15 protein-coding genes are annotated in these 22,436 nt (G+C 45.8%); 5 read left to right on the top strand and 10 right to left on the bottom strand.

Translation table 11 applies throughout. The features are described 5' to 3' along the window. Nucleotides 1-24 precede the first annotated feature (24 nt). From addA to KE627_RS06870, 4 genes are all read right to left on the bottom strand, one after another. Nucleotides 25-3,783, bottom strand: coding sequence for a helicase-exonuclease AddAB subunit AddA (gene addA, locus KE627_RS06885; protein WP_146971953.1), 3,759 nt, complete (start codon nt 3,781-3,783; stop codon nt 25-27). Continuing rightward, complete coding sequence (locus KE627_RS06880; protein WP_056938925.1) at nt 3,773-7,333, bottom strand: PD-(D/E)XK nuclease family protein; 3,561 nt, start codon at nt 7,331-7,333, stop codon at nt 3,773-3,775. The genes addA and KE627_RS06880 overlap by 11 nt, the downstream gene beginning before the upstream one ends. A 713-nt stretch (nt 7,334-8,046) precedes the next feature. Further along, nucleotides 8,047-8,400, bottom strand: a complete 354-nt coding sequence (locus KE627_RS06875) for a hypothetical protein (protein ID WP_013728954.1) — start codon at nt 8,398-8,400, stop codon at nt 8,047-8,049. A gap of 1 nt (nt 8,401) precedes the next feature. Then, nucleotides 8,402-8,977, bottom strand: a complete 576-nt coding sequence (locus tag KE627_RS06870; RefSeq protein WP_013728955.1) for an SDR family oxidoreductase — start codon at nt 8,975-8,977, stop codon at nt 8,402-8,404. 100 nt (nt 8,978-9,077) lie between these two features. Here KE627_RS06870 and KE627_RS06865 point away from each other — a divergent pair, with 100 nt between their 5' ends. The 5 genes from KE627_RS06865 (at nt 9,078) to KE627_RS06845 (ending at nt 14,444) form a co-directional block, all read left to right on the top strand. Continuing rightward, entirely contained in the window at nt 9,078-10,019 is a 942-nt protein-coding gene (locus KE627_RS06865) for an aldo/keto reductase (protein WP_013728956.1), read from the top strand. A gap of 185 nt (nt 10,020-10,204) precedes the next feature. Further along, nucleotides 10,205-10,945: a glucose 1-dehydrogenase gene (locus KE627_RS06860; protein ID WP_056938924.1), complete on the top strand. Its 741-nt coding sequence runs from the start codon at nt 10,205-10,207 to the stop codon at nt 10,943-10,945. Between the two features lie 278 nt (nt 10,946-11,223). Then, nucleotides 11,224-12,534 carry an NCS2 family permease gene (locus KE627_RS06855; RefSeq protein WP_013728958.1) on the top strand — a complete coding sequence of 437 codons (1,311 nt, stop codon included), beginning with the start codon at nt 11,224-11,226 and terminating at the stop codon, nt 12,532-12,534. Between the two features lie 163 nt (nt 12,535-12,697). Continuing rightward, nucleotides 12,698-13,216 (top strand): QueT transporter family protein, encoded by a 519-nt coding sequence (locus tag KE627_RS06850; protein ID WP_013728959.1) that lies wholly within the window; start codon nt 12,698-12,700, stop codon nt 13,214-13,216. Nucleotides 13,217-13,343: 127 nt separating this feature from the next. Continuing rightward, nucleotides 13,344-14,444, top strand: a complete 1,101-nt coding sequence (locus KE627_RS06845) for a glycerol dehydrogenase (RefSeq protein WP_056938922.1) — start codon at nt 13,344-13,346, stop codon at nt 14,442-14,444. Nucleotides 14,445-14,563: 119 nt separating this feature from the next. Here the strand turns inward: KE627_RS06845 and KE627_RS06840 are convergent, their stop codons facing one another. From KE627_RS06840 to KE627_RS06820, 6 genes are all read right to left on the bottom strand, one after another. Next, nucleotides 14,564-15,487, bottom strand: a complete 924-nt coding sequence (locus KE627_RS06840; RefSeq protein WP_013728961.1) for an NADP-dependent oxidoreductase — start codon at nt 15,485-15,487, stop codon at nt 14,564-14,566. 396 nt (nt 15,488-15,883) lie between these two features. Next, nucleotides 15,884-16,570: a GTP pyrophosphokinase gene (locus KE627_RS06835; RefSeq protein ID WP_013728962.1), complete on the bottom strand. Its 687-nt coding sequence runs from the start codon at nt 16,568-16,570 to the stop codon at nt 15,884-15,886. A 29-nt stretch (nt 16,571-16,599) separates the two neighbouring features. Beyond that, a complete protein-coding gene (gene cls, locus KE627_RS06830) occupies nt 16,600-18,060 on the bottom strand; it encodes a cardiolipin synthase (protein ID WP_013728963.1) in 1,461 nt (486 codons plus the stop codon). Between the two features lie 515 nt (nt 18,061-18,575). Further along, a complete protein-coding gene (locus KE627_RS06825; RefSeq protein ID WP_225427173.1) occupies nt 18,576-19,358 on the bottom strand; it encodes an AraC family transcriptional regulator in 783 nt (260 codons plus the stop codon). Between the two features lie 37 nt (nt 19,359-19,395). Beyond that, entirely contained in the window at nt 19,396-19,761 is a 366-nt protein-coding gene (locus tag KE627_RS12325; protein ID WP_249291324.1) for a hypothetical protein, read from the bottom strand. A gap of 4 nt (nt 19,762-19,765) precedes the next feature. Beyond that, nucleotides 19,766-22,411, bottom strand: coding sequence for a family 78 glycoside hydrolase catalytic domain (locus KE627_RS06820; RefSeq protein WP_056938921.1), 2,646 nt, complete (start codon nt 22,409-22,411; stop codon nt 19,766-19,768). Nucleotides 22,412-22,436: the final 25 nt, after the last annotated feature.

Raw genomic sequence — 22,436 nt, 5'->3', positions numbered from 1 at the left:
TCCTATCTCTCCAAAGTGGTGGTGCTACTGAACAGGAACCAATTGATCTGATGATAACAGATACAGATATTTCTTTGTAACCGGCCTGCCGAGAATTTGATCCAAAGCAGTCGCGTACAGGCGGATCTGGCCGTCATAACGTTCATGAACCGTATCAACAGTGGTCTTCGGGGTCAGTCGGTCAGTCTTATAATCGAACAACACGACGCCCGCCTCCGACTCCACATAGCCGTCAATAATTCCGTGAATCAAGATCGGTTGATCATCATCTTGGTCAAAATCCTTGAAAGCGTTTTTAGCCTTCATTAATAGTGAAAACGGGACTTCGCGGTAAGTTGTCTCTGGGTTAGCCAAAACAACCGCGCCCAGAGATGACGCATAAAATCTCAGAATCCCGTCGACGTTAATTTCTCCGGCAACATTCTCTTCTAAAATGCCTTCCTTTACCAGGTTGGCGATCAACTCAACGATAGTGGCCTTTGTCGGCTGTTGGTGTAAATCAATCTGCTGCAGTACCAAGTGGGTCGCCGTTCCAACCTCAGTAGGTGCGGGTTTATGAGTTCCATTTTCTGAAATAAATTTTGGCGTAGCCAGACTGGGCTGCGTATAACGGCCGGGTTTGATCAGCTGATCGCTGTCAATCAGCGAATAATTGCCCAGCTGGACGTTATCGGGATCATCGAACAGCCGCTTAATTTCGGAAACGGATTGGTAGGCTGTCGTGCGAGTTGCTGCCTGGTGTGGGTAACGGAAATTCATGATGGCCTTAATTTGTCGGCGATCAACGGCTGAATCGGATTCGACCGGCTGCTGCTGATCGAGCCAACTACGAGGATCAACCGCTACACGGCCAGCCCGCTTCTTTCCTTCAGCCACCTTGGCATTGTCATAAAATTCCAGGCTCAACCGGCTGGGGTCATCGGCGAGCAGGTTGACAATTCGGCTGTCGCCATAGTCTTTAACCACATCCGGATGACGGGAAATTGCCGGACCAATCCAGTCCAAATAGCTTTTGGCGCTGTTGCGCTCCGCCATTGGCAATAAGATGGCCGATTCTTCAGTCTGTGACTGCCAGCTTTCAACGATCGACTGCAAATCTAACGTTGGTTTGCGAGACCCGCCTTTTCCTGGGTCGACTTTACCGACCAAGAACAGCCGCTGCTCGGCCCGGGTTAAGGCAACGTATAACTTCCGCATTTCTTCAGACAAACCGGCATTTTTGGTCACATCCAAGACGGCCTGGCGTTGCAAAGGTTCTTGAATCTCCCGGGTTTTGGTATCCAAATAAGAAATGCCAATTCCCAGATGATCATTCAACACGGCACGTCCCATGGTGTCCTGCTGGTTGAATTGTTTACCAATATCATTCAAAAAGACAATCGGGAACTGGAGGCCCTTACTGCCGTGAATCGTCATCACGTGAACCATGTTGTCGGAAGTGTTCGGCACCGCTGTGGCTAAGTCGTCATCCCTGGCCTGCATTCGCTCGATAAACAGGACAAATCTGAACAAACCCTTAAACCCATTCTTCTCGTAATCAAAGGCCCGCTCATACAAAGCATGCAGGTTCGTCTGGCGCTGATAGCCCCCGGGCATCCCGCCAACATAATCCAAATAGCCGGTTTGATTATAAATTTCCCAAATCAGGGCAACCAAGCCGTCTTGTTTGGCAACGTTTTTAAAATGATCCAGCTGCTTGAACAAGGTGTCGATTAACGGATAGATTGCCTGAGCATATTTGTTGGGTTCAGCGTTGGGATAGTCCCGGTAAAATTTCAATACCGACTCATAATAATTCCCCGTCTTTTGATTAATCCGCAAATAGGCCAGCTGATTTTCATCCAAACCGACGATCGGCGACCGCAGCACGGCTACCAAGGGGATATCTTGGTAAGGATTGTCGATAATCGACAGCAGGGATAGCATCACCTGAATTTCCGTGGTTTTCAGATAACTCTTGGCACCGGTAATTTCGGCCGGAATGCCATAATCTTTGAAAATTGAAGACATGGTAATCTGGCTGCCCCGAGTTGGCGAAATGACAGCAAAGTCACCGTAGTCAACCGGTCGATCGCCATCGCCATCCGCAATCCATTCCTTATCATCGACCATCTGGCGAATCTTTTGGGCAATGATTTCAACCTGCCCAACGTCAGCATCCATAACTTGCTCGGCAGGAAGGTTCTCACCTTCTGACAGCGGCTTTTTAGGGCTGTACAGCAGCACCGAAACGTCAGCGTTTACGTCTTTTGGATAATACTTGGCGCCAAACTGCAGCTTGGCATCTGAATAATCAATTTCGCCAACTTGGCGGTCCATGATCTGCTCAAAGATTAAGTTAATGAAATTATCGACGTTCTCAGTTGACCGGAAGTTATCGGCCAAGGTGATTAATTCATCGTCATTATCAGCCAGCGAATAGGTCCGCTGCTTATTAATGAACATCTGGGGATCGGCCAGCCGGAAGCGATAAATCGACTGTTTGGAATCCCCCACCATGAATCGGTTTCCGCCGCCTTCTTTGGCCAGTTTATTCAAAATGGCGTCCTGAAGCCGGTTATTATCCTGATATTCGTCGGTCATAATTTCATAATACTGATCCCGGAGCTTTGCTTGAACTTGGCGGGCCTGCGGGCTGTCGTCGTTCAAAATCCGGTAAGCAGCCTGCTCAATATCGATGAATTCCATCAAATGGCGCTGATGCTTGGTTGCCTCGTAAGCGGTTCGAAAGGCTTTGACCGCTGAAATCAGTTTGGCCACCCGTTGCTTGGCGGCTGCCATCAGGTCAACGTTGGCCTGTTCGTCCATACCGAAATATTTATTGCAAAAGGCATTGAAGTCTTTTTTGGTTTGTTGATTAATTGCGCGAATTTGGCCATGAAACTGTTTTTGTTCACCCTGCGGTTTGGTTAGCCTTGGCAAATCGGCAAATTCAAAACCAGTCAGTGACTTGCGGACATCGTCAAATGATGTGCAATTTGAAACCGCTTTTTGAAGGGCTTCAATGGCTGCCAGCTGGTCAGTGAAAGCTTTTTCGTCCTTATCCAAGGCACCGCTTTGGGCCAATTTAATCATGTACTGATGATTGATTTTAAGTTTGGTGAATGCTTCAGCAATCTTTGGGGCAACGTTTTGTTGATAGAAATCACTGTCATACAATGGTTTGCCGCCAAGATCATAAAAATCGGTGACCGCATTCAGCCAACCATCCGGATCGTCGGTAACATTTGCGAACTCGTCCAATCGGTAAATCAGGTCGGCTAAGCCGTCGTCACTGCGGTCGTTGGAAAAGTTCTCCGTCAATCGGGCAAATGAGCCATCTTCATCGTTGCCATATAGGTCTTCTCGAACCGCTCCCCAAACTTGATCTTTTAGCAGCTGTTTTTCAGTATCGTCGGCCAAAATGCGGAAGTTGGGATCGATTCCCAAGAGATAGTAGTATCTGCCGACTAATTTCTGACAATAAGCGTCCATCGTCGTAATGTCGGCCACCGCGACTTTTTGGATTTGGGTGAGCAGCCGGCCCTTTTCGGCTTCAGCTGCCTGATTAAATTCTTCTCGGAGGGCTGCCTGTAGTCGTTGGCGCATTTCTTTGGCAGCGGCGTTGGTAAACGTCACCACCAGGAGTTGGTCGATGTCGACGTGCTGATTTTTGACCATGTCAATAATTCGATCGACCAACACCCGGGTCTTCCCGGATCCCGCAGAGGCGGAAACCAGGACATTGCCTGCCGGGCGGTCTTTAATTGCCTTTAGTTGATCAGGCGTGTATTCAAATGCCATCGGACTTTTCCTCCCCTAATTTTTTCTTAATATCCTCAATCGAATCACTGTTAACCGGCCGATACTGGTTACCCGGCAAAATTGGGTCAAAGTTCATGATTGATTTGTACGGGGTAAACTGCATCCCGGTGGTTTGACCCTGCTTAAACGGCCACAGTCGAACGTCACCGGCAAAAATCTTTTCTGCCGCATCGACAATAAGTTTCTCAGTGTGGGTGAGAAACGCATCTAACTGCAGTGGATTAATCAGTGATTTTTTACCCGTGTAGCCTTTGGCGGTCTTTCTAATTGGATAAATCGGTGAGTAGCCGCTATCCAGCTCCTCATCCAAATGATCAATCAAGCCGGACTCGTCAACCAAAATGCCGTTATAGCGATGCTTCTTTAACAAGGCATCGTCAAAGGTCACCTTTTGAAGGTCCTCGGGTTTGAAGACGGCATTATAAATGTGCAGGTACAACGCGCCGGCCAAGGCGACTTCCTTATCATCGGGATTAAGCCGTTCCAGATTGTGCTTTAACACGTCCAGATACGTCAACAGTTGCATCGAAGTTCCGTCATAAGCTGCATTGAAATCAAATTTGCGGTCAGAGGACTTGTAGTCAACGATTCCGAAGTAGCGTTTGTCCTTGGTGGTCATCGAATCAATTCGGTCAATTCTGCCCCGCACTTTAACCTGATGATCATCAGCCAAATCAAAGCTTAGACCATTGAGGGCCTGCTTTTGATTGGGCTGGCCAAAAATCAGTTCAGTATTTTGCGGCCGCATTGGCGTCAGTTTCTGTTGGTCACGCAAGGCTCGGATCATCTGCTGGATGGTTGCGGCTAACTGCATGGAAATATAATGCATCCGATTGGAACTGGTCAGCACAACGTAGTCAAAGTTTTGGGGATCATTGATGATTCGGTCGACGGTTTCTTTGACGAGGTCGCTCACATCTTGATCAGATAAGCTGGCCAAATCAATGTTTTGGGCATGAATCTGCTTAATAATCCGGTCCATGGCGTCATGATAAAAGGTCCCAGTCGATGCCGTCGACAGCTCAAACTTCGGTCGTTCCTGGAGTTTTAGCCCATATTTGAGGAAATATTCATAGGGGTTCTTATAGAAGGTTTCCAGCTGAGAAATCGAAATATTTAGTTCTGAACCGTATAGATCCGTGATGATTTCAGGTGCTAATGACTGCGGAACATTTGTGTAATTAATGCTTTTAAGCAGCTTGGACGTCTGCCGGCTGACTTCCGGATCCTGCTGCAGGTACTGCAAAATCACTGCCCAGCCGGCACTCAAGTCCTGCTGAACATCAAAGTTATTTTGAATGACCTGAATCAAATGGTGAAGTGTCCCGCTCTTGGTGCCCACGTATGGCATCACGTCGTGCTCATCATCGGGGATCGCCGGGTTGTTGACGATTTTGAGGTTAAAGAAATGCTGAATCCGTGAAACATAAGGTGAAAGTTTCACAGCAGATTCGTCGTTTAATTTGTTGGTGTAGGTGAAGATAAGCTTGTCCGAAGCGGTCATGAAGGCCAAATAGTTCAAGTACGGTTCAAAAGCCATTTGGACTTCGGCGGGATCATTTAAGTACTGATCGTCACTGAGGTTGCTTTGGAGTTGGTTGATGTCGTCATCGCCAAAGAGATTTTCATTGACTAGCCGATCCGGCATGTTGTCATCGTTAGCGCCGATCATGAACGTGACTCGATAATCATTCATCTGAACCATGCCGCTTTCAGAGACGCTCACCTGATCCAGCGTGGACGGAATTTGTGAATAGTCCGCTCCTTCAAAGCCGGCATAGATGAGTGACCAAAAATCGCCGGGCACAAACGGTTTGTCCCCCAGAATTTGGACACATTCGTCCAGCAGGGAACAAAATGTCCGCCAAACCTGCTCAATTTGGTTGGAACGATTGATATCGCCCTCGTCTGTTGCCGCATCCCGCCAGTCCTGGAGCCGGTCAACAACGCCGGCATCCACTAGAAACTGGTAGAGAATTTGAGCAGCTTCCTGGTTGGTTTTAGCTTTGAAAAATTGTTTGTAAAAATTGGGCAATAAATCTCGCACCATATGGCGGATGATATTGATCTTGCGGGAAATTTCCCGATCTTGGTCGGTGATCTTTGTGGTCTTCTGTTCTTCGTCGCTGTCCGGCAGCCAAACGTACTGCCAATCAGCCTTTTGCGTCCAGCGGGTGTCGGCGTAATCGTTTTTCAGCACCAAGTTGTCGGTCAAGGACACTGCTTGACGATAATCATCAATGGCCATCGGCTTGCCATCAATCATTGGTAGGACTAATTCAGATTTTAAGAACCGCATCACGTCATCATAGCGATAATTGCGGGTTCGATTTGGGTCGTAGATATCAAATAGCGCTGCTAATAGTTCCACCAGTGGATGGTCAGCCATTGACTGCTGAATATCCTTGAAATAGGGAATCTGCTGGGTGGTAAACACCGGCTCTAAAATATTTTGATAGGCGTCCAAATGGCGGGTCAAAATAAGAAAATCCGAGTATCGGTACTTGCCGGTGGCGACCATTTGATGAATCTTCGTGGCAACTTGGTCCAGTTCGGAGTAAAGGTTGTCAGCTTGATAAATTTGAACCGAGTTTGGGGAAATTTGGTCGGGCAGTTGGTGGTTTCCCAGACTGCTGGACGTAATCCAATAGGCCTCTAATTTTTGCATATCTTCATCAACCCGCGGCTGATCAGCCATGACGGCCTTTAAATAAGGCACCCGGTTGTCAGCGGCAAATCGATAGAGCTGATGGAACAATTTAGCCGGCTGAAAGAAAATATTCGGCTGTTCCGGCAGTTCAGTTGGGTATGGCCGGTCCAACGTCAATGACACCGTCACCGAAGCGGATTGGTTGATCAAGGTTTGCACCAAGCCGCATTCCTGGGCGGTGAATTTTGAAAAACCGTCAATATAGAAGTGATAACCACTTAAATCAATGTCCTGCAGTTTGCTGCTCAGCAGGTTCAAAACGGTGTGGCTGTCAAAATAATTCTCAGAAATGCGTTTGACATACTGGGAATAAATAATGGCAAAATCGTGGAGTTTATCACGCAGATCATTAGTAATCGTGCTGTCAGGCCGCTGCAGCATTTCCAAAAGATCTTCAGGCAAGACATTGCCGGCCTGCATCTCGGCAATTTGGGTAGCAATCTGATCAATAAACCCGGGATTATGAATTTCGTGGTCAAAGAGCACCAATCGATCGGCGTTATCAACAATAATTTGATACAGCAGCATATTGATACCGGCACTGCTGATCCGCTGCTTTTGATATTCCGGTGTGTTGCGCAAAAAGAACCACGCTAATCGGGTGAAGGATAACACCTGAACATCACTTTGAGCAGTGGTCATTTGGTTGGCGTCGCCAAGTTGTTTTAAAATACTGACTTCTGATTCAAACTTAATGTGGTTTGGAACCAAGTAGAAAAATTGGTCGTGGGGATTGTCTGATTTTTGCTGGCGCAGAATGTCGATCATTTTCGATTGATGGTCGACACCTGCTCGACCTAAGACAAACTGAAGGGTCACTGCTCTCACCTCTTTAAAATTACTTTAATTTTACCATAGTATATTCCTCATGTTTGATGAAGATTGACGATGATTTCTTAAGTGGAGGGAAACGCCAATCGCGCGCCCAGCAAGGGATTGGTTGGGTATCAAAATGATTTGTGAATTTCCGGAACATTATCATTGAACATTAACAAAAAGGGTCTATTATGAGGGTTGGATGTATCTTACATCCATCTATTTGACCTAAATGAAAGCTTTATGCTTGCATTGATCTTGTTAGAGAGCCTACCAGTGCATTCCACGATTAAGTATCGGAAGCAAGAATTTACGATCTACCCCCAATATATCTTTCAAGTTCAAATACTGATAGGCCCTACTCCTAATAACGCCCGGTGAAAACTGGGTGTACATAAAGAACAGAGTGCGAAACAAGCCGGTTAGCTTCGGAGCATTAATTTGATAACCAGTTTTGATGCGTATTTCGCATCGAAACTGGTTATCGAATTAAGCGGACGAAGCTGGCTTGTGTAGCACATTTCCACTAAATAAGAGTAAAGCTCCAAACTTTGATGCGCTCTTTGCCTCAAGACTCATTATTAGATAAAGCGAAACAATCTGGCCCGTCGGAACACACCTTTGCCAACTAACAGTCACACACCACAAACCAAAATACATCAAAGGAGGCAGCCAACACGGTTGCCTCCTTTAATAATGGTATCGATGCAAAGAACCTAAGCCCGCACCTTATTTTCTTCCATCACCTTATTGGTATAAAACTCCAAATCATCGACTGCCTGATCATCCTGATCTCCCTGAGCCGTTACAGCGTGGAGATTCTGCTGGGCAACCGCCCAATAAACCAGGTTGGTGGTAATCGGCAGAATGTCCCGAATGACGTGAAAGTCGAAATTATCGCCATTTGTGGATTTCATATTCAAAAAGTTATTCCAGTCGGTCACCATATTGACGCCACTGTGTTCTTTCTTCGAGACCGCAGAAATGATGACGAAGTGGGAATTGCGATTTGCTTCTTCCAACTGATTTTTTAGCTGTTCAATTTGTTCTGCTTCCAGTTTAATTGCCATTTTATCGCCCTCCCATCGGTGTTTGATCAATAATTCCAATTGAATGATTCATTAATTTTTGCTTGATCAGCATTTCATAAGCCAGCTTAGCAACCGCTTTTGGAGATACCGTTTTAGCCGGCATCGGCGTTCCTTCATTAAACAGTTCATAGTCGCTGGCCTGCTGGTCCTTTAATTGACCCATTCTAATTATAGAATACGCAATTTCGGATTCGTCGACAATCTTGATGGCATATCTTTGCTGTTTTATAAATTCTTGGGGGTCTTTCACGCCAGCATAAGTGACCGACTCACTCAACTCGTCATCAACACCGGCGTATGAGAGCATCACAATATCACTGATTGGCGGCTGAACCTCATCGACCGCCTCAAAGAGCGCTTCCACATAAAGGTCGGCGTCGTTGGGACCAACGGCGATGAAAAGCAGGTTGGTATTCGGCAAGGCTTGAGCATAGTCACTTGCTGATTCCAAATTACCCGAATAGACCTCGACAGAAATGTCGGAGCGTTGCTTAAGTAACGCGTTTAGTGGCGGCACCACGGGGCTATTTTGATTAATGATTAATAATTTTTTCAAATCGGTGGCTTCCTAATCTAAATGTTTTTCAAATTGTGCATAATGGACCATAATTAATGTGTACCATAATAACAATGGAAAATCAAAGGAGGACGTAAAAATGTCCCAAAAAGTTAAAATTGGTCAATCAGACGTTGTCAGCACCCCGTTAGGCTTTGGAACCAACGCTGTCGGCGGTCACAACCTGTTTCCTAATTTGGACGAACAGGCCGGCATGAATTCCGTTCGGGCGGCATTGGATAGTGGCATCACCATGCTGGATACCGCATTTGCCTATGGCTTCGGCCGCTCTGAAGAATTAATCGGCAAGGTGCTTAAAGACTATGACCGCTCAAAAGTCGTTGTGGCTACCAAAGGCGCCCAAATTGTGAACGGCGATCAGGTCACCATCAGTAACCGACCCGCTGATCTTGAGAAATTTGTGAAGGACAGCCTCAAACGGTTGAATACCGATTACCTCGACATCTTTTACATTCACTTCCCCGATGATCAAACACCGAAAGCAGAAGCCATCGGCAAGTTAGCCGAGCTGAAAAAGCAAGGACTCATCAAAGCGATTGGCGTTTCCAACTTCTCGCTGGAACAACTCAAAGAAGCTAACCAGAATCACGATGTTGATATTGTGGAAGACCAGTATAGCCTGGTTCATCGCGATGCCGAAAAAGAGCTGTTCCCGTATCTGGAGCAAGAACAGATTTCATTTGTGCCATTCTTCCCGCTGGCATCCGGTCTGCTAACTGGTAAATACGATGGTAGTCCGGTTAATTTTCCTGAAGATGACCTTCGAAGCGGCGACCCCAATTTTTCTGGCAGCCGCTTCCACGCCATCACAGAGTCAGTCAAGAACCTCCAACCAATTGCAGACAACCACGATGCCACGATTGCCCAGGTTGTCTTAGCTTGGTACATCAAGAATCCTGACATCAGCGTCGTCATCCCCGGTGCCAAAACGCCAGAGCAAGTCCGCAGCAATGCCAAAGCAATGAACGTTGCCCTGTCGGATCAGGAATACAATACGATTGATAACGCATTTAGATTCTAATCCACATCTAAACAGACATCGAGGCCACCAATGTTTAGCGCAAATTTCTTTGCAAACCGCTTCAATGGTCAGGCCTTGATATAGAATTTTTTTAAAATGCATTTGTGACCCCCGCTTAACGACAAATGGTATACTCAAGTTGGATCGGAGAGCGCTTACAATTAAGTTATGAGGGGGCCTCCTTTATGAACCGTTTAGATGGAAAAGTTGCAATTATTACTGGTGGTGTTAGTGGCTTTGGTTTGGCAGCTGCCAAATTATTTGTCCAAGAAGGTTCCAAGGTAACCATTACCGATGTCAATGATTCCAAGGCTGAACAAGCTTTAAATGAAATTGGCAAGGACAAGGCGATTTTTGTTCAACAAGATGTTTCCAAAGAAGCCGACTGGGATCCGGTTTTCCAAAAGACGATTGACCAGTTTGGCCCAGTCAATGTTCTGTTGAACAACGCCGGTATCTTAATTTTTGACGATGCTGAAAACGTCGACATGGATCAATGGCACAAGATTTTATCGGTTGACCTGGATGGTGTCATGCTTGGAGTTAAGTATGGCATCAAGTATATGAAGGAAAAAGGCGGATCGATCATCAACCTGGCATCAATTGCCAGCCTGATCGGGATCAGCAACCTTTATTCCTACAATGCAGCCAAAGGTGGTGTTCGACTCATCACGAAGTCGGCTGCGCTATACGCTGCTGAGAAGGATTATCCAATCCGGGTTAACTCGATTCACCCAGGGTATGCCCACACACCAATGGTTGATTCCTACCCTGAACTCAGACAAAAACTCGAGAGCCTTCACCCGATGAAACGACTGGCAGATCCAAAGGAAATTGCCAACATGGCCTTGTATCTGGCTTCGGATGAATCATCATTCTCGACTGGTTCCGAGTTCGTCGTTGACGGTGGTTATACAGCACAATAATTCATCATGGCTTGAGAAGTCCTGACTGGGGCGTGATGATTGGCACTGCTTAATAATCCAACTCAAAATATTGATTTTTATTAACTGCTCACGATGAATGTCGCGAGCAGTTTTTTACTAGGAAATTGGTGTAACCAGTTACATAAACATTCAGGCATAACGGTAAACATTTTATTGCTTTTTATTAATTTAATTCGTTTATTGAACCCTTTTAATGATAATGCTAAAATAAATATGTAATTTTTTATTCATACACGAACGATAGAAGGAGCTATTATATGTTAAATTCAATTGCCAAGTATTTCGAGTTTGATGAACGAAATACGAATTTCCGTAAAGAAATTATCGCCGGAATTACGACGTTTGTTTCAATGGTTTACATCTTGTTCGTTAACCCTAACGTTCTTGGAGTCAGTGGGATGGACAAAGGGGCCGTCTTCACCGCGACTGCCCTTGCTTCCGCATTTGGCTGTTTCATGATGGGCTTCATTGCCAACTACCCAATTGCGATTTCTGCCAGTCTGGGGATCAATGCCTTCTTTGCCTACTCAGTTGTGATTGGCATGAAGGTTTCATGGCAGACTGCTTTAGCCGGGGTCTTCGTTGCCTCAGTTATTTTCATGATTTTGACCGCTTTGAAGCTGCGTGAAAAAATCATCGATTCCATTCCAGCTGACTTGAAAGCTGCCATCGGTGGTGGGATTGGTTTATTCATTGCCTTTATCGGGCTGAGCGACGGTGGCTTGGTCACTGCCAACAAAGACACCTTGGTGAGCCTAGGATCGTTACACGTCGGGACAACTTGGCTGACGATCTTCGGTCTGTTAATCACCGTCGTTTTGATGAGCATGCGGATTCCAGGTGCCATCTTCATCGGAATGGTATTAAATGCCATTCTTGGAATGGTGACCGGGTTGATTCCATTACCACATCAATGGGTTTCTTCGATTCCCAGCTTAAAACCAACTTTTGGTGTTGCCTTGTCACACATTGGTGATATCAACTCGGTTCAGTTAGTCGTGGTCGTCTTAACGTTCCTGCTGGTAACCTTCTTTGATACCGCCGGTACGTTGGTTGGCTTGGCTGAACAAGCCGGATTTATCAAGAATAACAAAATTCCTCGAATCGGTCACGCATTAATTGCTGATTCTTCAACCATGTTAGTTGGATCTGTTCTGGGAACTTCCCCAATGGGCGCATTCGTTGAATCTTCAGCCGGAATCGCCGTTGGTGGTCGAACTGGATTTACTGCCGTCATCGTGGGAATTCTGTTCATTTTAGGTACTTTCTTCTCACCATTATTGACCGTTATCACCAGCCAAGTAACGGCACCAGCCTTGATTATCGTTGGTATTTTGATGGCTCAAGCACTGAAGAGTGTTCACTGGGAACAATTTGAAATTGCCGCCCCAGCATTCATCACACTTGTCGGCATGCCATTAACCTACAGTATCGCCGATGGGATTGCCCTTGGATTTATTACCTACCCAATCACGATGATCGCCGCTCGTCGTGGCAAAGAAGTCAGCGCCATGATGTATGGATTGGCAGTTGTGTTTGTGATCTTCCTTTGGATACTCAACAATTAGAGCGCGACAAGGTCTGAAAGAAACACTTAAAGAATCTGACAAACATATTCTCTTGCGCCAAATTCAACTCTTCGGGCCAAACCCATTTTGACCTCACACCCCAAAAGCGGTAAGGTATAAAGGTTGTTTAACAACTGAATATTTAACAAGGAAGGAATTTGTTATGAATTCTAAGACTAATTTGTTTGGCATCAGCAACGTTCGTGACCTCACGAAAGCCGCTGTTGTATCTGCACTCTACATCGTGATCACGATGGTCTTTGCAGCCTTGAGTTTTGGCCCAATTCAATTCCGCTTTTCAGAAGGTTTGAATAACCTTGCTGTCTTCAATAAGCGTTACGTTGTGGCGATCACGCTGGGATGCTTCATTTCGAATATGATGTCGTCACTCGGACCACTGGATATGGTTGTCGGAACTGGTGAAACGCTGATTGCGCTGTTGACCATCAACATCGTCACCCGGTTCATCAAGTCACTGCCATTGAAGCTGGTTGCATCCGTTTTGATCGGAACCTTTTACATGTTCATCGTGGCTGCAGAAATTGCTTATCTCGGAAACACCGCCTTTTGGCCGACCTTCTGGGGTGCATATCTGACCACTGCCATCGGTGAGTTTGTGACTATGACGATTGGTGCTGTGTTGGTTTACATCATCAGTTTGAGATATGATTTGAATAAGTAAATATGAAAACCGCAATCAGAAATTCTGGTTGCGGTTTTTTAGATAACCGAATCGTTTACCTCCTGTCCAAAATATCTTAAAATATAGTTGTGAATATAATCACAATTTTTATTTAGGAGGTTCCATCATGACAGAATTATTTGCAAGTCCCAACACCTATATCCAAGGTCCCGGCGAGCTGTTCAAGAGCGCCGGATATATTGAAAAGTATGGCAAAAAAGTTCTCTTGCTGTCTGATCCGACAGTGTTAAAAATTGTTGGTAACGACTTTAACGATTATCTTCAAAATAATGGCTTCGACGTCACCCTTGCCCAGTTCGAGGGTGAGGCTTCCGAATCCGAAATTAATCGGGTGACTGAGATTGGTAAATCCAACCAAGACCAGATCATCATTGGTTTAGGCGGTGGGAAGACTGCCGACTCAGCCAAGGCAATTGCCGACAACCTCGACATTGCTGCGATGATCGCCCCAACCATCGCGTCAACAGATGCCCCCTGCTCACGATTGTCAGTTATCTATACCGATGATGGGGCGTTCGACCATTACCGCTTTTACAAGAAGAATCCCGAAATTGTCCTCCTCGACACCAAGGTCATCGCTGGCGGTCCGGTTCACCTACTGATTTCCGGAATCGCCGATGCGTTGGCCACAAACGTTGAAGCCACCGACGTTCGTGCTGCCAATGCCGATAACATGTTGGGCGCCAAGCAAACCATCGTTGCCGGCGCGATTGGCCAAGCCTGTGAGGATAATTTGTTTGAATACGCCGACCTAGCGATTGCCGCTAACAAGGCCCACGTCGCCACGCCAGCTTTGGACCACATCGTTGAGGCCAACACCCTTCTCAGTGGTTTGGGCTTCGAAAGCGGCGGCCTGGCAGCTGCTCACGCCATTCACAACGGCTTCACCGCTTTGACCGGCGACATCCATCACCTCACCCATGGTGAGAAGGTGGCATATGGCACATTGGTCGAATTGATTTTAGACGGCAGTGATCACGCCCGGTTCGAGAAATTCCTGAAATTTGACCTCAAACTTGGCTTGCCGACCACTCTGGCCAATTTGCATTTAGAGTCGGCTTCAGATGAGGACCTGATGAAGGTAGCTACCCAAGCTTGCGATGAGAACGACACGATGAAATGCATGCCAACCGACATTACGCCGGAAGACGTCTTCGCGGCCATCAAGGCAGTCGACGAGTATAGTAAAGACTTTCAGAATCAATAACCAGTTGGTTCAACCCGATTTTTGAACTTATAATGTACGCAAAGACAGCGGCTATCCCATTCTCGGAATAGCCGCTGTCTTTGTTTAAATGGCCCAGATGAGCCAATATTAAGATCGATTTATTTTGTCTCAGTCGTCACAATAATGCGGCCGTCATGCTTTTTGCTCAATAACTCGTGTCCTTGGATGACACCGGCGACGGTAAATGGCAGTTCATAACCAATTCGAATTGAGAGCTTCTTCTCTGCCATCAATTTCAACAGTGCGGTCAAAGCTTCGGCATCCGAAATTGCCTTTGTCGGCATAATCGGCTTGAACTGGAACTGCTTATTGGATAACGGCTCATCCCCGCCAACCGTTGTGATGATGCCATTTTCTTTCACAATCCGGGCATCGCTGTCACTATCGGCACCATTCAAGGCCGAATTGATCACCACGTCTGCCCGGTTGGCGAGAACCAGTGCCGGGTCCTGCTTGTTATATGAGACGTACTCGTCAACTCCCAGCGATTTAACGTAGGCTTCGTTCTTGCTGGCACCGATACCGATGACGGTTGCGCCCAAATTAAGCGCTAACTGCGCAGCCAGCGAACCGACGCCGCCTGAAGCACCGCGAACCACCACCGTTTGGCCGGCCTTGACTTCACCAAAGTAATAAACTGCTTTGTAGGCGGTAATCCCTGGGGTGACAATCCCGGCAGCTTCCGCAAACGAAACCCCATCGGGAATCTTGACGGTTCGAGCAGCGGTGGCATAAGCGTATTCAGCGTAAGCCCCATGGCCATGGGCAACTACTCGATCACCAACTTGGAAGCCATCCACATTGGCACCAAGCTTGGCAACCGTTCCGGCAACATCCCGACCAGGAATTACCTGATGAGTAGTCGCCTTATATTCCCCAGCCCGCATCGATTTTTCAAAATTATTCAGGTTAAAGGCCTTGGTCTGAATCAAAATCTGATCGTCGGAAATTTCCGGGGTCGGCACCTCGTATTCTTCAAAAACGTCCGCAGCCCCGTTATGATCGTATCCAAATGCTTTCATCACTAGCACTCCTATCCCTATATCCCATATTGTTTAATAAAATTGTAAGGGTTATCAATTTGGTTATCAAACAAAAGGCTCTTCTGCGATCAAAACGCCTCGTGCCCCACTCTCAAAAATAGGACCCAACCACCCTCTAGGTGATCGGATCCTATCTGAAACATGTTGTCTGAAAGGCATTCGAACCAATCATTGACCAATTCATGGTCGGTATTCGTATCATTTAAATATCTTCTGCAGGGTGGAACGGCAGACTACTCGGATCTAAGCTCGCTGGCTTAGTACCTACATTATTTTCGGAAATCCCTCGTCTGTCTTGCAGGTGATTAGTTCATTCACCTTTCACCATTATTATATAATTTATAAGTTAGCGGTACAACCAATCCGTCTTCAAAATTATTCCTGCAAGTCGCGGAAGATTTCCTGCATTTTGCTTTCAATGTCGAATAATTCACTGGCATATTCCTTGAGATTACCGGTGTGCTGTTCAACTTTTTCTTCCGGGACATCCGTCTTATAACGTAACTTGTGTTCCAAGCTGGCCCACATATCCATCCCGATCGTTCTTAACTGAACCTCGATTGGAACATCAAACACACCGTTGGATTGAAAGACCGGCACCGACACCACCAAATGCAGGCTGCGATAGCCACTGGGTTTGGGATCCTTGATGTAGTCCTTGCGTTTGATCAAGGTTACATCGGATTGCTGAGTCAGGGCGTCTTCAACCCGATAAACGTCATCGATGTAGTTGGTAATCACCCGAATGCCGCCAACGTCTAAAATTTTGTGATGAATGGTATCCATGTTGAGTGGATAGCCTTTTCGCTGAATTTTACCCACCAAACTGCGGACACTTTTCATCCGTTCTTCCATATGATGAATCGGGTTATGGTCATAATTCATTGAATACTCTTCGTCCAGGTTCTCCAGCTTAGTGCCAATCTCGTTAACCCCCGAGTGCCGCAATTGGTAGATTTGGGCTAATTCTTTGAGATCGCCAATCTCGCTTTTCATGGGCAATTTATCCAACTCTTTCATAATCTGCTTAACATCCATGAAATTACTACGTTCTAGTATCATATTTGATTCCACCTTACACTTTCAAAATGTTACAAAATTGGTGACAGCAGCCTACTAAACGTCTGCTTAAACTTCAGCCACAGCGACTGTTGCTCAAATTTTTCCGGGGTCTGCAATTCACTAACATCAATATCATTTAAGAAGATGTCACGCAAATCGGCCGAGAACTTCTGATCATAAATAAACGCATTGATCTCAAAGTTTAATTTAAAGCTGCGATAATCCAGGTTCGCTGAACCAACCGAAGAAATCTTGTCGTCAATCACCATCGTTTTGGCATGAATGAAGCCATCGCCATAATAGTAAATTTTAACGCCTTCCTCAGCCAGTTGGCGGGCATAATACTGAGTCGCCCGGTAGACAAATGGATGATCGGGCATGCTTGGCACCATAATCCGCACGTCAACGCCGGACATAGCCGCAATCCGCAGGGCATCCATCATACTATCGTCTGGAATCAGGTAGGGAGATTGAATCCAACAGTAATCTTTGGCCATGGTAATCAGCTTAATATAACCCATTTTGATCTGTTGCAAATCCGAATCCGGTCCGCTGGAGACAATCTGCATATTGACATTTCCTTTAGTAGTCGTAACCGGGAAGTATTTGGGTTCAACTTGATCCTCATCGATTTGATCCCGGGGACTGGTGGCGTTCCAATCCAGAATGAACCGGGCTTGTAGTCCGAAGACCCCCGACCCAATAATGCGAATGTGGGTATCCCGCCAATTGCCGAATTTTTTCTTGCGGCCCAAATACTGGTCACCAATGTTGAAGCCACCAGTATAGCCAATAGTTCCGTCAATGACAATAATCTTTCTGTGATCACGGAAGTTAATCCGGAAATCCAAGAGAACTGAGCGGGTGTTCAAGAATGGAAAGGCCTTGCCACCGGCATCAACCAGAGGCTGGAAGAACTTCCGGGTTGTGCCCATCGAGCCCCAGGAATCATAAATCACCCGGACTTCAACGCCTTCATGGGCTTTTTTAACTAACAGGTTTAAAATTTCATTTCCGATCTGATCATTGTAAAAAGTATAGAATTCAATATGAATACTCTTTTTGGCAGCTTCAATGTCACCGATGACTTTATGAAATAAGCTGTTGCCGTCAGTAAAAATATGAACTTTATTTTGACGAGACAAAAAAGCGTGATCGGTTGTCATGAACATATCAACAGCGGTCTTGGCCTCGGTAACGACTTCATCGGCCGGTGTCTTTTCATCATGGCCCAATTGTTTTCGCTGTTCGTTAAGTCGCTCATCTAACTGCATCTGAACGTGTTTATGTAATTTAAACAACCGATTCTTAGGTAATTTTCGACCCAGAAAGGCATAAGCAATAAAGCCGACCAGCGGTAAAAAGACCAGCACTAACAGCCAAGCCCAAATCGCGGCAATATCGCGTTTCTCCCTAAATACCGTGAAGATCGCCAAAATTGCGTTAATGACGACAATTACATTAAATACCATCGACCAATCAATAGTCATTTTTTCCTCCCCGCAGCCACTTTTAGGCTAAAATAAGAATGCATACTGTAAGTATACTAGAAAGAAGCGGAAAAATTATGGATTTATTCAATTTTCTTATTGCGGGCCTCCATGGGGTCCACTCAATTCGTTTTATTCACTTCATCTTCAATGAACAACCGCTCCTTGGCATCGGGCTGATCGTGGCCTTGGTGCTGTATATGATTTATCGTTATATGAACCGATAATACCCATTTGGAAATCCGATTAAGCAATTGCCTTTTAGAGAACGGATTCCCTAATTCATTTATGAAACACAAATAGGCCTAAGCCACGAAGGCTTGGGCCTATTTGACGCATACCTGCTTCAGCACTTGGGGTGTAAGGCGAACGCTGGCACACAGTGACTTAATGCAATAAGGGCGTAACAAAATACTAAGTGATCATGATAACTTTTCAAATTATTTTGAAAGCGGTACCATATCTTTAATATAAACTTCTGGGCAAGCAACCACACTGTTAAAACCAATTTGGTTTTAATGACCTACCCCTTTTTGCCGATATTCGGCCGGCGTCACTCCAAAAATTTTCTTGAAGTTCTTGTAAAAATGACTCACATCGGTGTAGCCAACCTTATCAATAATTTCTTCAATACTCATCTTAGTTGAGATCAGTAACTTTGCTGCCTCACGCATTTTAATATCTCTGAGAAGCTGAGAGAAGGAATACCCAGTTTCCCGTTTGATAAATCGACTGATATAGCCTTCACTCAAATTGAAATGTTGAGCGAGACTTTCCAAGTTCACATCTTTGCGGTTGACACGAATATACTGAATAATGTTTGAAACCGGCTGCTCGTCAATGTTGCCTTCAAGAATTGTGGCATCGTCAGCGTGATTGCGAATAATCTGACCGAACAACAACAGGACGTAACTGTTCAGGATGATTTGAGATCCATGCATGGATGCTTGAGACTCCATGTACAAGCCAAAAATGATGTGTTCAATCTCCTTGTCATTATCACAATGAACCAACACCAACTGAGAGAACTCCCGACGATACAGCATTCTCAAAAAGAAGTTGGAAATATCATTTTGCTCCATTAGCAGAGGAGAAAATGCATCCTCGAACGATGATCGCCGCATAATAATGTTAACCACAATATCGTCGTCAGCATTACAGAAAAACGCCTGTTTGAGGTTTGGGGGAACAATGACCAGGTCTCCCTGTTCCAAATCATAGGTTTTACCGTTCAGGAAAAACTTGCAATGCCCATTGAGGACATAGGAGATTTTTACGAACTCCAAAGTATGTTCCATAATCGGCAGATAACGCAAATGCTTAAAAACAACAATTTCAGAATTTAAATGGGGGTGGATAGATCAGCTTGGAATTGGAATTGCCATTTTGCTCAGGATGAATCACAGTCTGTGAAAAGAATTCACTCTCGAAGAACCGCGGACGAATGTCAGAAAGTGGTTGATCTGGAAATTTCACAGGATTCTTCATCTTTGCTCGATACTGATCCGCAAAAGCTTGCCAAGTTGAAACCGGCTTAAAATTGTCATATGGATTGGCGACATACAACTTCTTATACTCAATTTCAGCGGTTTCAAGTTTCATTAATGAATTTAAACTTGGAGAGTTCAATACTTTCACTTCCTTGACCAGACAAACAATGACCGGTGACAACAGTCCGTCGTCCCAGTCGATCGTTTGCAACTATTTAAGATGCTTGGTAATCAAAACTATTTTCATAGTGTCCATCCCTGAGTTCAACTGTGTCATAGCCTGGAATGTCGACTTTTGCAGTGGCGCCATACGGAACGTCAACGGAAACCGACAGCTTGCCGTCAGTGTAATTCCATTCAACCTTGGCTGTTCCAAATGGGGTTTCGTGTGAAGCCTTGGCAGACGTTAAGTTACCACCCGGACGAGGGGCAACTTCGAACTGGTGCCAAGCCGGGGCAGTCGGCTTAAGACCACCAACCGTTGCATGAATCCAATCCGCAACTGAGCCAAGTGAATAGTGGTTAAACGACGTCATTACACCAGGGTTAACCGAGCCATCGGGCAGCATTGAGTCCCAACGTTCCCAAGTAGTGGTGCCACCCATTTTGACTTGATACATCCAGCTTGGGCATTCTTCAGACAGGAACAATTGATAAGCCTCATCCATATGACCTGTCTCAGTCAATGCAGGCAGGATGTAAGGGGTTCCAGCAAAGCCTGTGCCAATTTTACCATGAGCGCGACGAACAAGTAATGCCAACCTGTGACCGGCAAATTCTTTAATCTCTGGATCGTCATCCACCAACCCAAAGGCAATTGCCAGTGCATAGGCACATTGCGTGTCTGAAGTCATGATACCCTTGTCGTTAAAGAATCGCTTCTTAAATCCAAGATGAACATGCTTGGCTAATTTGGTATATTCATCGGCCTCATCATCCTTACCAAGTTCGTGACCCATTTTAACAAACATGTCACAACTATTGGCATAAAATGCGGTTGCGACTAGATTCTTTTCCGTCATGGCTTTTACTGGATCATCCGCTGGTGCCGTGGGATCCAGCCAGTCACCAAGTTGTCCCAGTGAGTATGCCGGCTTACGGTCCCAAACACCATCCTCTGAAAGGTAACCTTTAACCTCATCGATCCAACCTTTAGCAGTTTCATACTGCTTGGCAAGCATCTCTTTATCACCACTTGCCATGTAAATTGCCCAAGGAACTCGAACAGCAGAATCACCCCAAATGGCAATGCCTTGCGGTTCAGTCCATTCAGCAAATGGAATAAATGGGACATAAAACGGTACTGTTCCCAATCGCTTTTGTTCATGTGAAACATCTTGAAGCCAGCTGCTCAAGAAACCTTCAACGTCGTAGAAATATGCGGCTGTGGGGCTGAACAGTGAGATATCGCCAGTCCAACCTAAACGCTCATCACGTTGCGGGCAGTCAGTCGGCAAGGAAACAAAGTTTGATCGCATTGACCAAAGCGCATTGTCATCAAGCCGGTTCACATTCTCATTAGAGGATTCAAAAGTCCCGGTTTGCAACATATCTGAGAAGTAGACTTTACACTGCATATCATCGGCAGTCAGTTCACCGCGCCAACCACGGATTTCGGCATATCTAAATCCGTGGGTGGCAAAGCGGGCTTCAAAGTGTGCATCCGACCCGTTTGAAATGTATTGATCAATTTGTTGACCTCGACGGAGTGGCCGAGTGGAAAGTGACCCGTCACTTTCCAATACTTCGGCGTGCTGGAGTTCAATCACATCGCCATCCTGCGCGTTGGTAATATGCAGATCAATCCGTTGAGTACAGTTTTGACCAAAGTCGACTTGCCAATCAGCCTTGCCATCATACTCGCGAATTTTTTTGATTGAAATCGGCTTGTTAACCATGTTGGCACGGACTGGTGGCAGGATTGGAAACTCCATCTTCCGTCGATCAAACGGAATTTGGGCAACTGGCAGCCAATCGGCATCATCATATCCTGGTTGGTCAAAACCGTCCTTCTCAAGATGCGAATCATAAGTCTCACCTTCACACAAGTCAGACTGGGTGATTGGCCCCTTGGTCACTTTCCATAATCCATCATGTGAATTAGAGAAAATCTGCTCGCTGGTGCCGTCAGGATAAGTCACTTCCAGCTGCGCGAAGACACCAATCTTGTCTCCATAGACGTTCGCCTTACCGCCTTTGAAACCAATCCGGCCGCGATACCAGCCATCACCCAAGTAAAAGCCAAACGCATTTTGACCGGCTTTCAAGTCGCCCACCAAGTCGTAAGTCCAGCATTCCAGACGATCATCGTAGGCTGTCCAGCCTGGGGTTAAGATGTCTTTGCCAATTTGTTTGCCATTCACATGACCTTCAACCAGACCAAGTGCAGAAAGGTAAAGTCGTGCATATACTGGCGTGTCTTTAAGCGTAAACTCATTGCGAACCAGTGGTAAATGACGATGGTCAGTTTCTGCTTCCGGCCAGCTCGGACCAACAAAGCTTGATTGGAGTTCCCAGTATTCAAGAATTCCTTCATCAAATTTAAGGGTTTGTGACCAGTCCCCTTTGGTATCACCATCAACCAGACGGGCCTTTACTTCAACCTGTTCTCTAGAAACCAATGGATCCAATGGCCAGGCAAACAAAACGTTGTTAACCGGTTCGGTAACAATTGATTCAACTGTCCCAGCTTGACCTGGCATATGCCGGGTAATTTGGAGTTCGACCTCATCTGAATCAGCCACATGGCCATCATACTTCCATGAAATCCGCGGAGTAGCGGTTCTAATGGCTAATACATCGCCGTGATAGTGTTCAACTTGTAAATCATATGGTGCTTTTGCATTAACAATCACAGACATTCTAAAAATCCTTCTCTCTTATCAG

The organism is Lentilactobacillus buchneri, assembly GCF_018314255.1.
Taxonomy (GTDB): Bacteria; Bacillota; Bacilli; order Lactobacillales; family Lactobacillaceae; genus Lentilactobacillus; species Lentilactobacillus buchneri.
The sequence above is the reverse complement of the archived record's forward strand: the minus strand, read 5'-3'. Positions and strand labels throughout refer to the sequence as shown.

Coding starts and splice junctions, on each gene's coding strand:
- KE627_RS06855 (WP_013728958.1), top strand. CDS start 11,224: ATGTTAAATTCAATTGCCAAGTATTTCGAGTTTGATGAACGAAATACG.
- KE627_RS06865 (WP_013728956.1), top strand. CDS start 9,078: ATGTCCCAAAAAGTTAAAATTGGTCAATCAGACGTTGTCAGCACCCCG.
- KE627_RS06875 (WP_013728954.1), bottom strand. CDS start 8,400: ATGGCAATTAAACTGGAAGCAGAACAAATTGAACAGCTAAAAAATCAG.
- KE627_RS06850 (WP_013728959.1), top strand. CDS start 12,698: ATGAATTCTAAGACTAATTTGTTTGGCATCAGCAACGTTCGTGACCTC.
- KE627_RS06825 (WP_225427173.1), bottom strand. CDS start 19,358: ATGGAACATACTTTGGAGTTCGTAAAAATCTCCTATGTCCTCAATGGG.
- cls (WP_013728963.1), bottom strand. CDS start 18,060: ATGACTATTGATTGGTCGATGGTATTTAATGTAATTGTCGTCATTAAC.
- KE627_RS06845 (WP_056938922.1), top strand. CDS start 13,344: ATGACAGAATTATTTGCAAGTCCCAACACCTATATCCAAGGTCCCGGC.
- KE627_RS06835 (WP_013728962.1), bottom strand. CDS start 16,570: ATGATACTAGAACGTAGTAATTTCATGGATGTTAAGCAGATTATGAAA.
- KE627_RS06840 (WP_013728961.1), bottom strand. CDS start 15,487: ATGAAAGCATTTGGATACGATCATAACGGGGCTGCGGACGTTTTTGAA.
- KE627_RS06860 (WP_056938924.1), top strand. CDS start 10,205: ATGAACCGTTTAGATGGAAAAGTTGCAATTATTACTGGTGGTGTTAGT.
- addA (WP_146971953.1), bottom strand. CDS start 3,783: ATGGCATTTGAATACACGCCTGATCAACTAAAGGCAATTAAAGACCGC.
- KE627_RS06820 (WP_056938921.1), bottom strand. CDS start 22,411: ATGTCTGTGATTGTTAATGCAAAAGCACCATATGATTTACAAGTTGAA.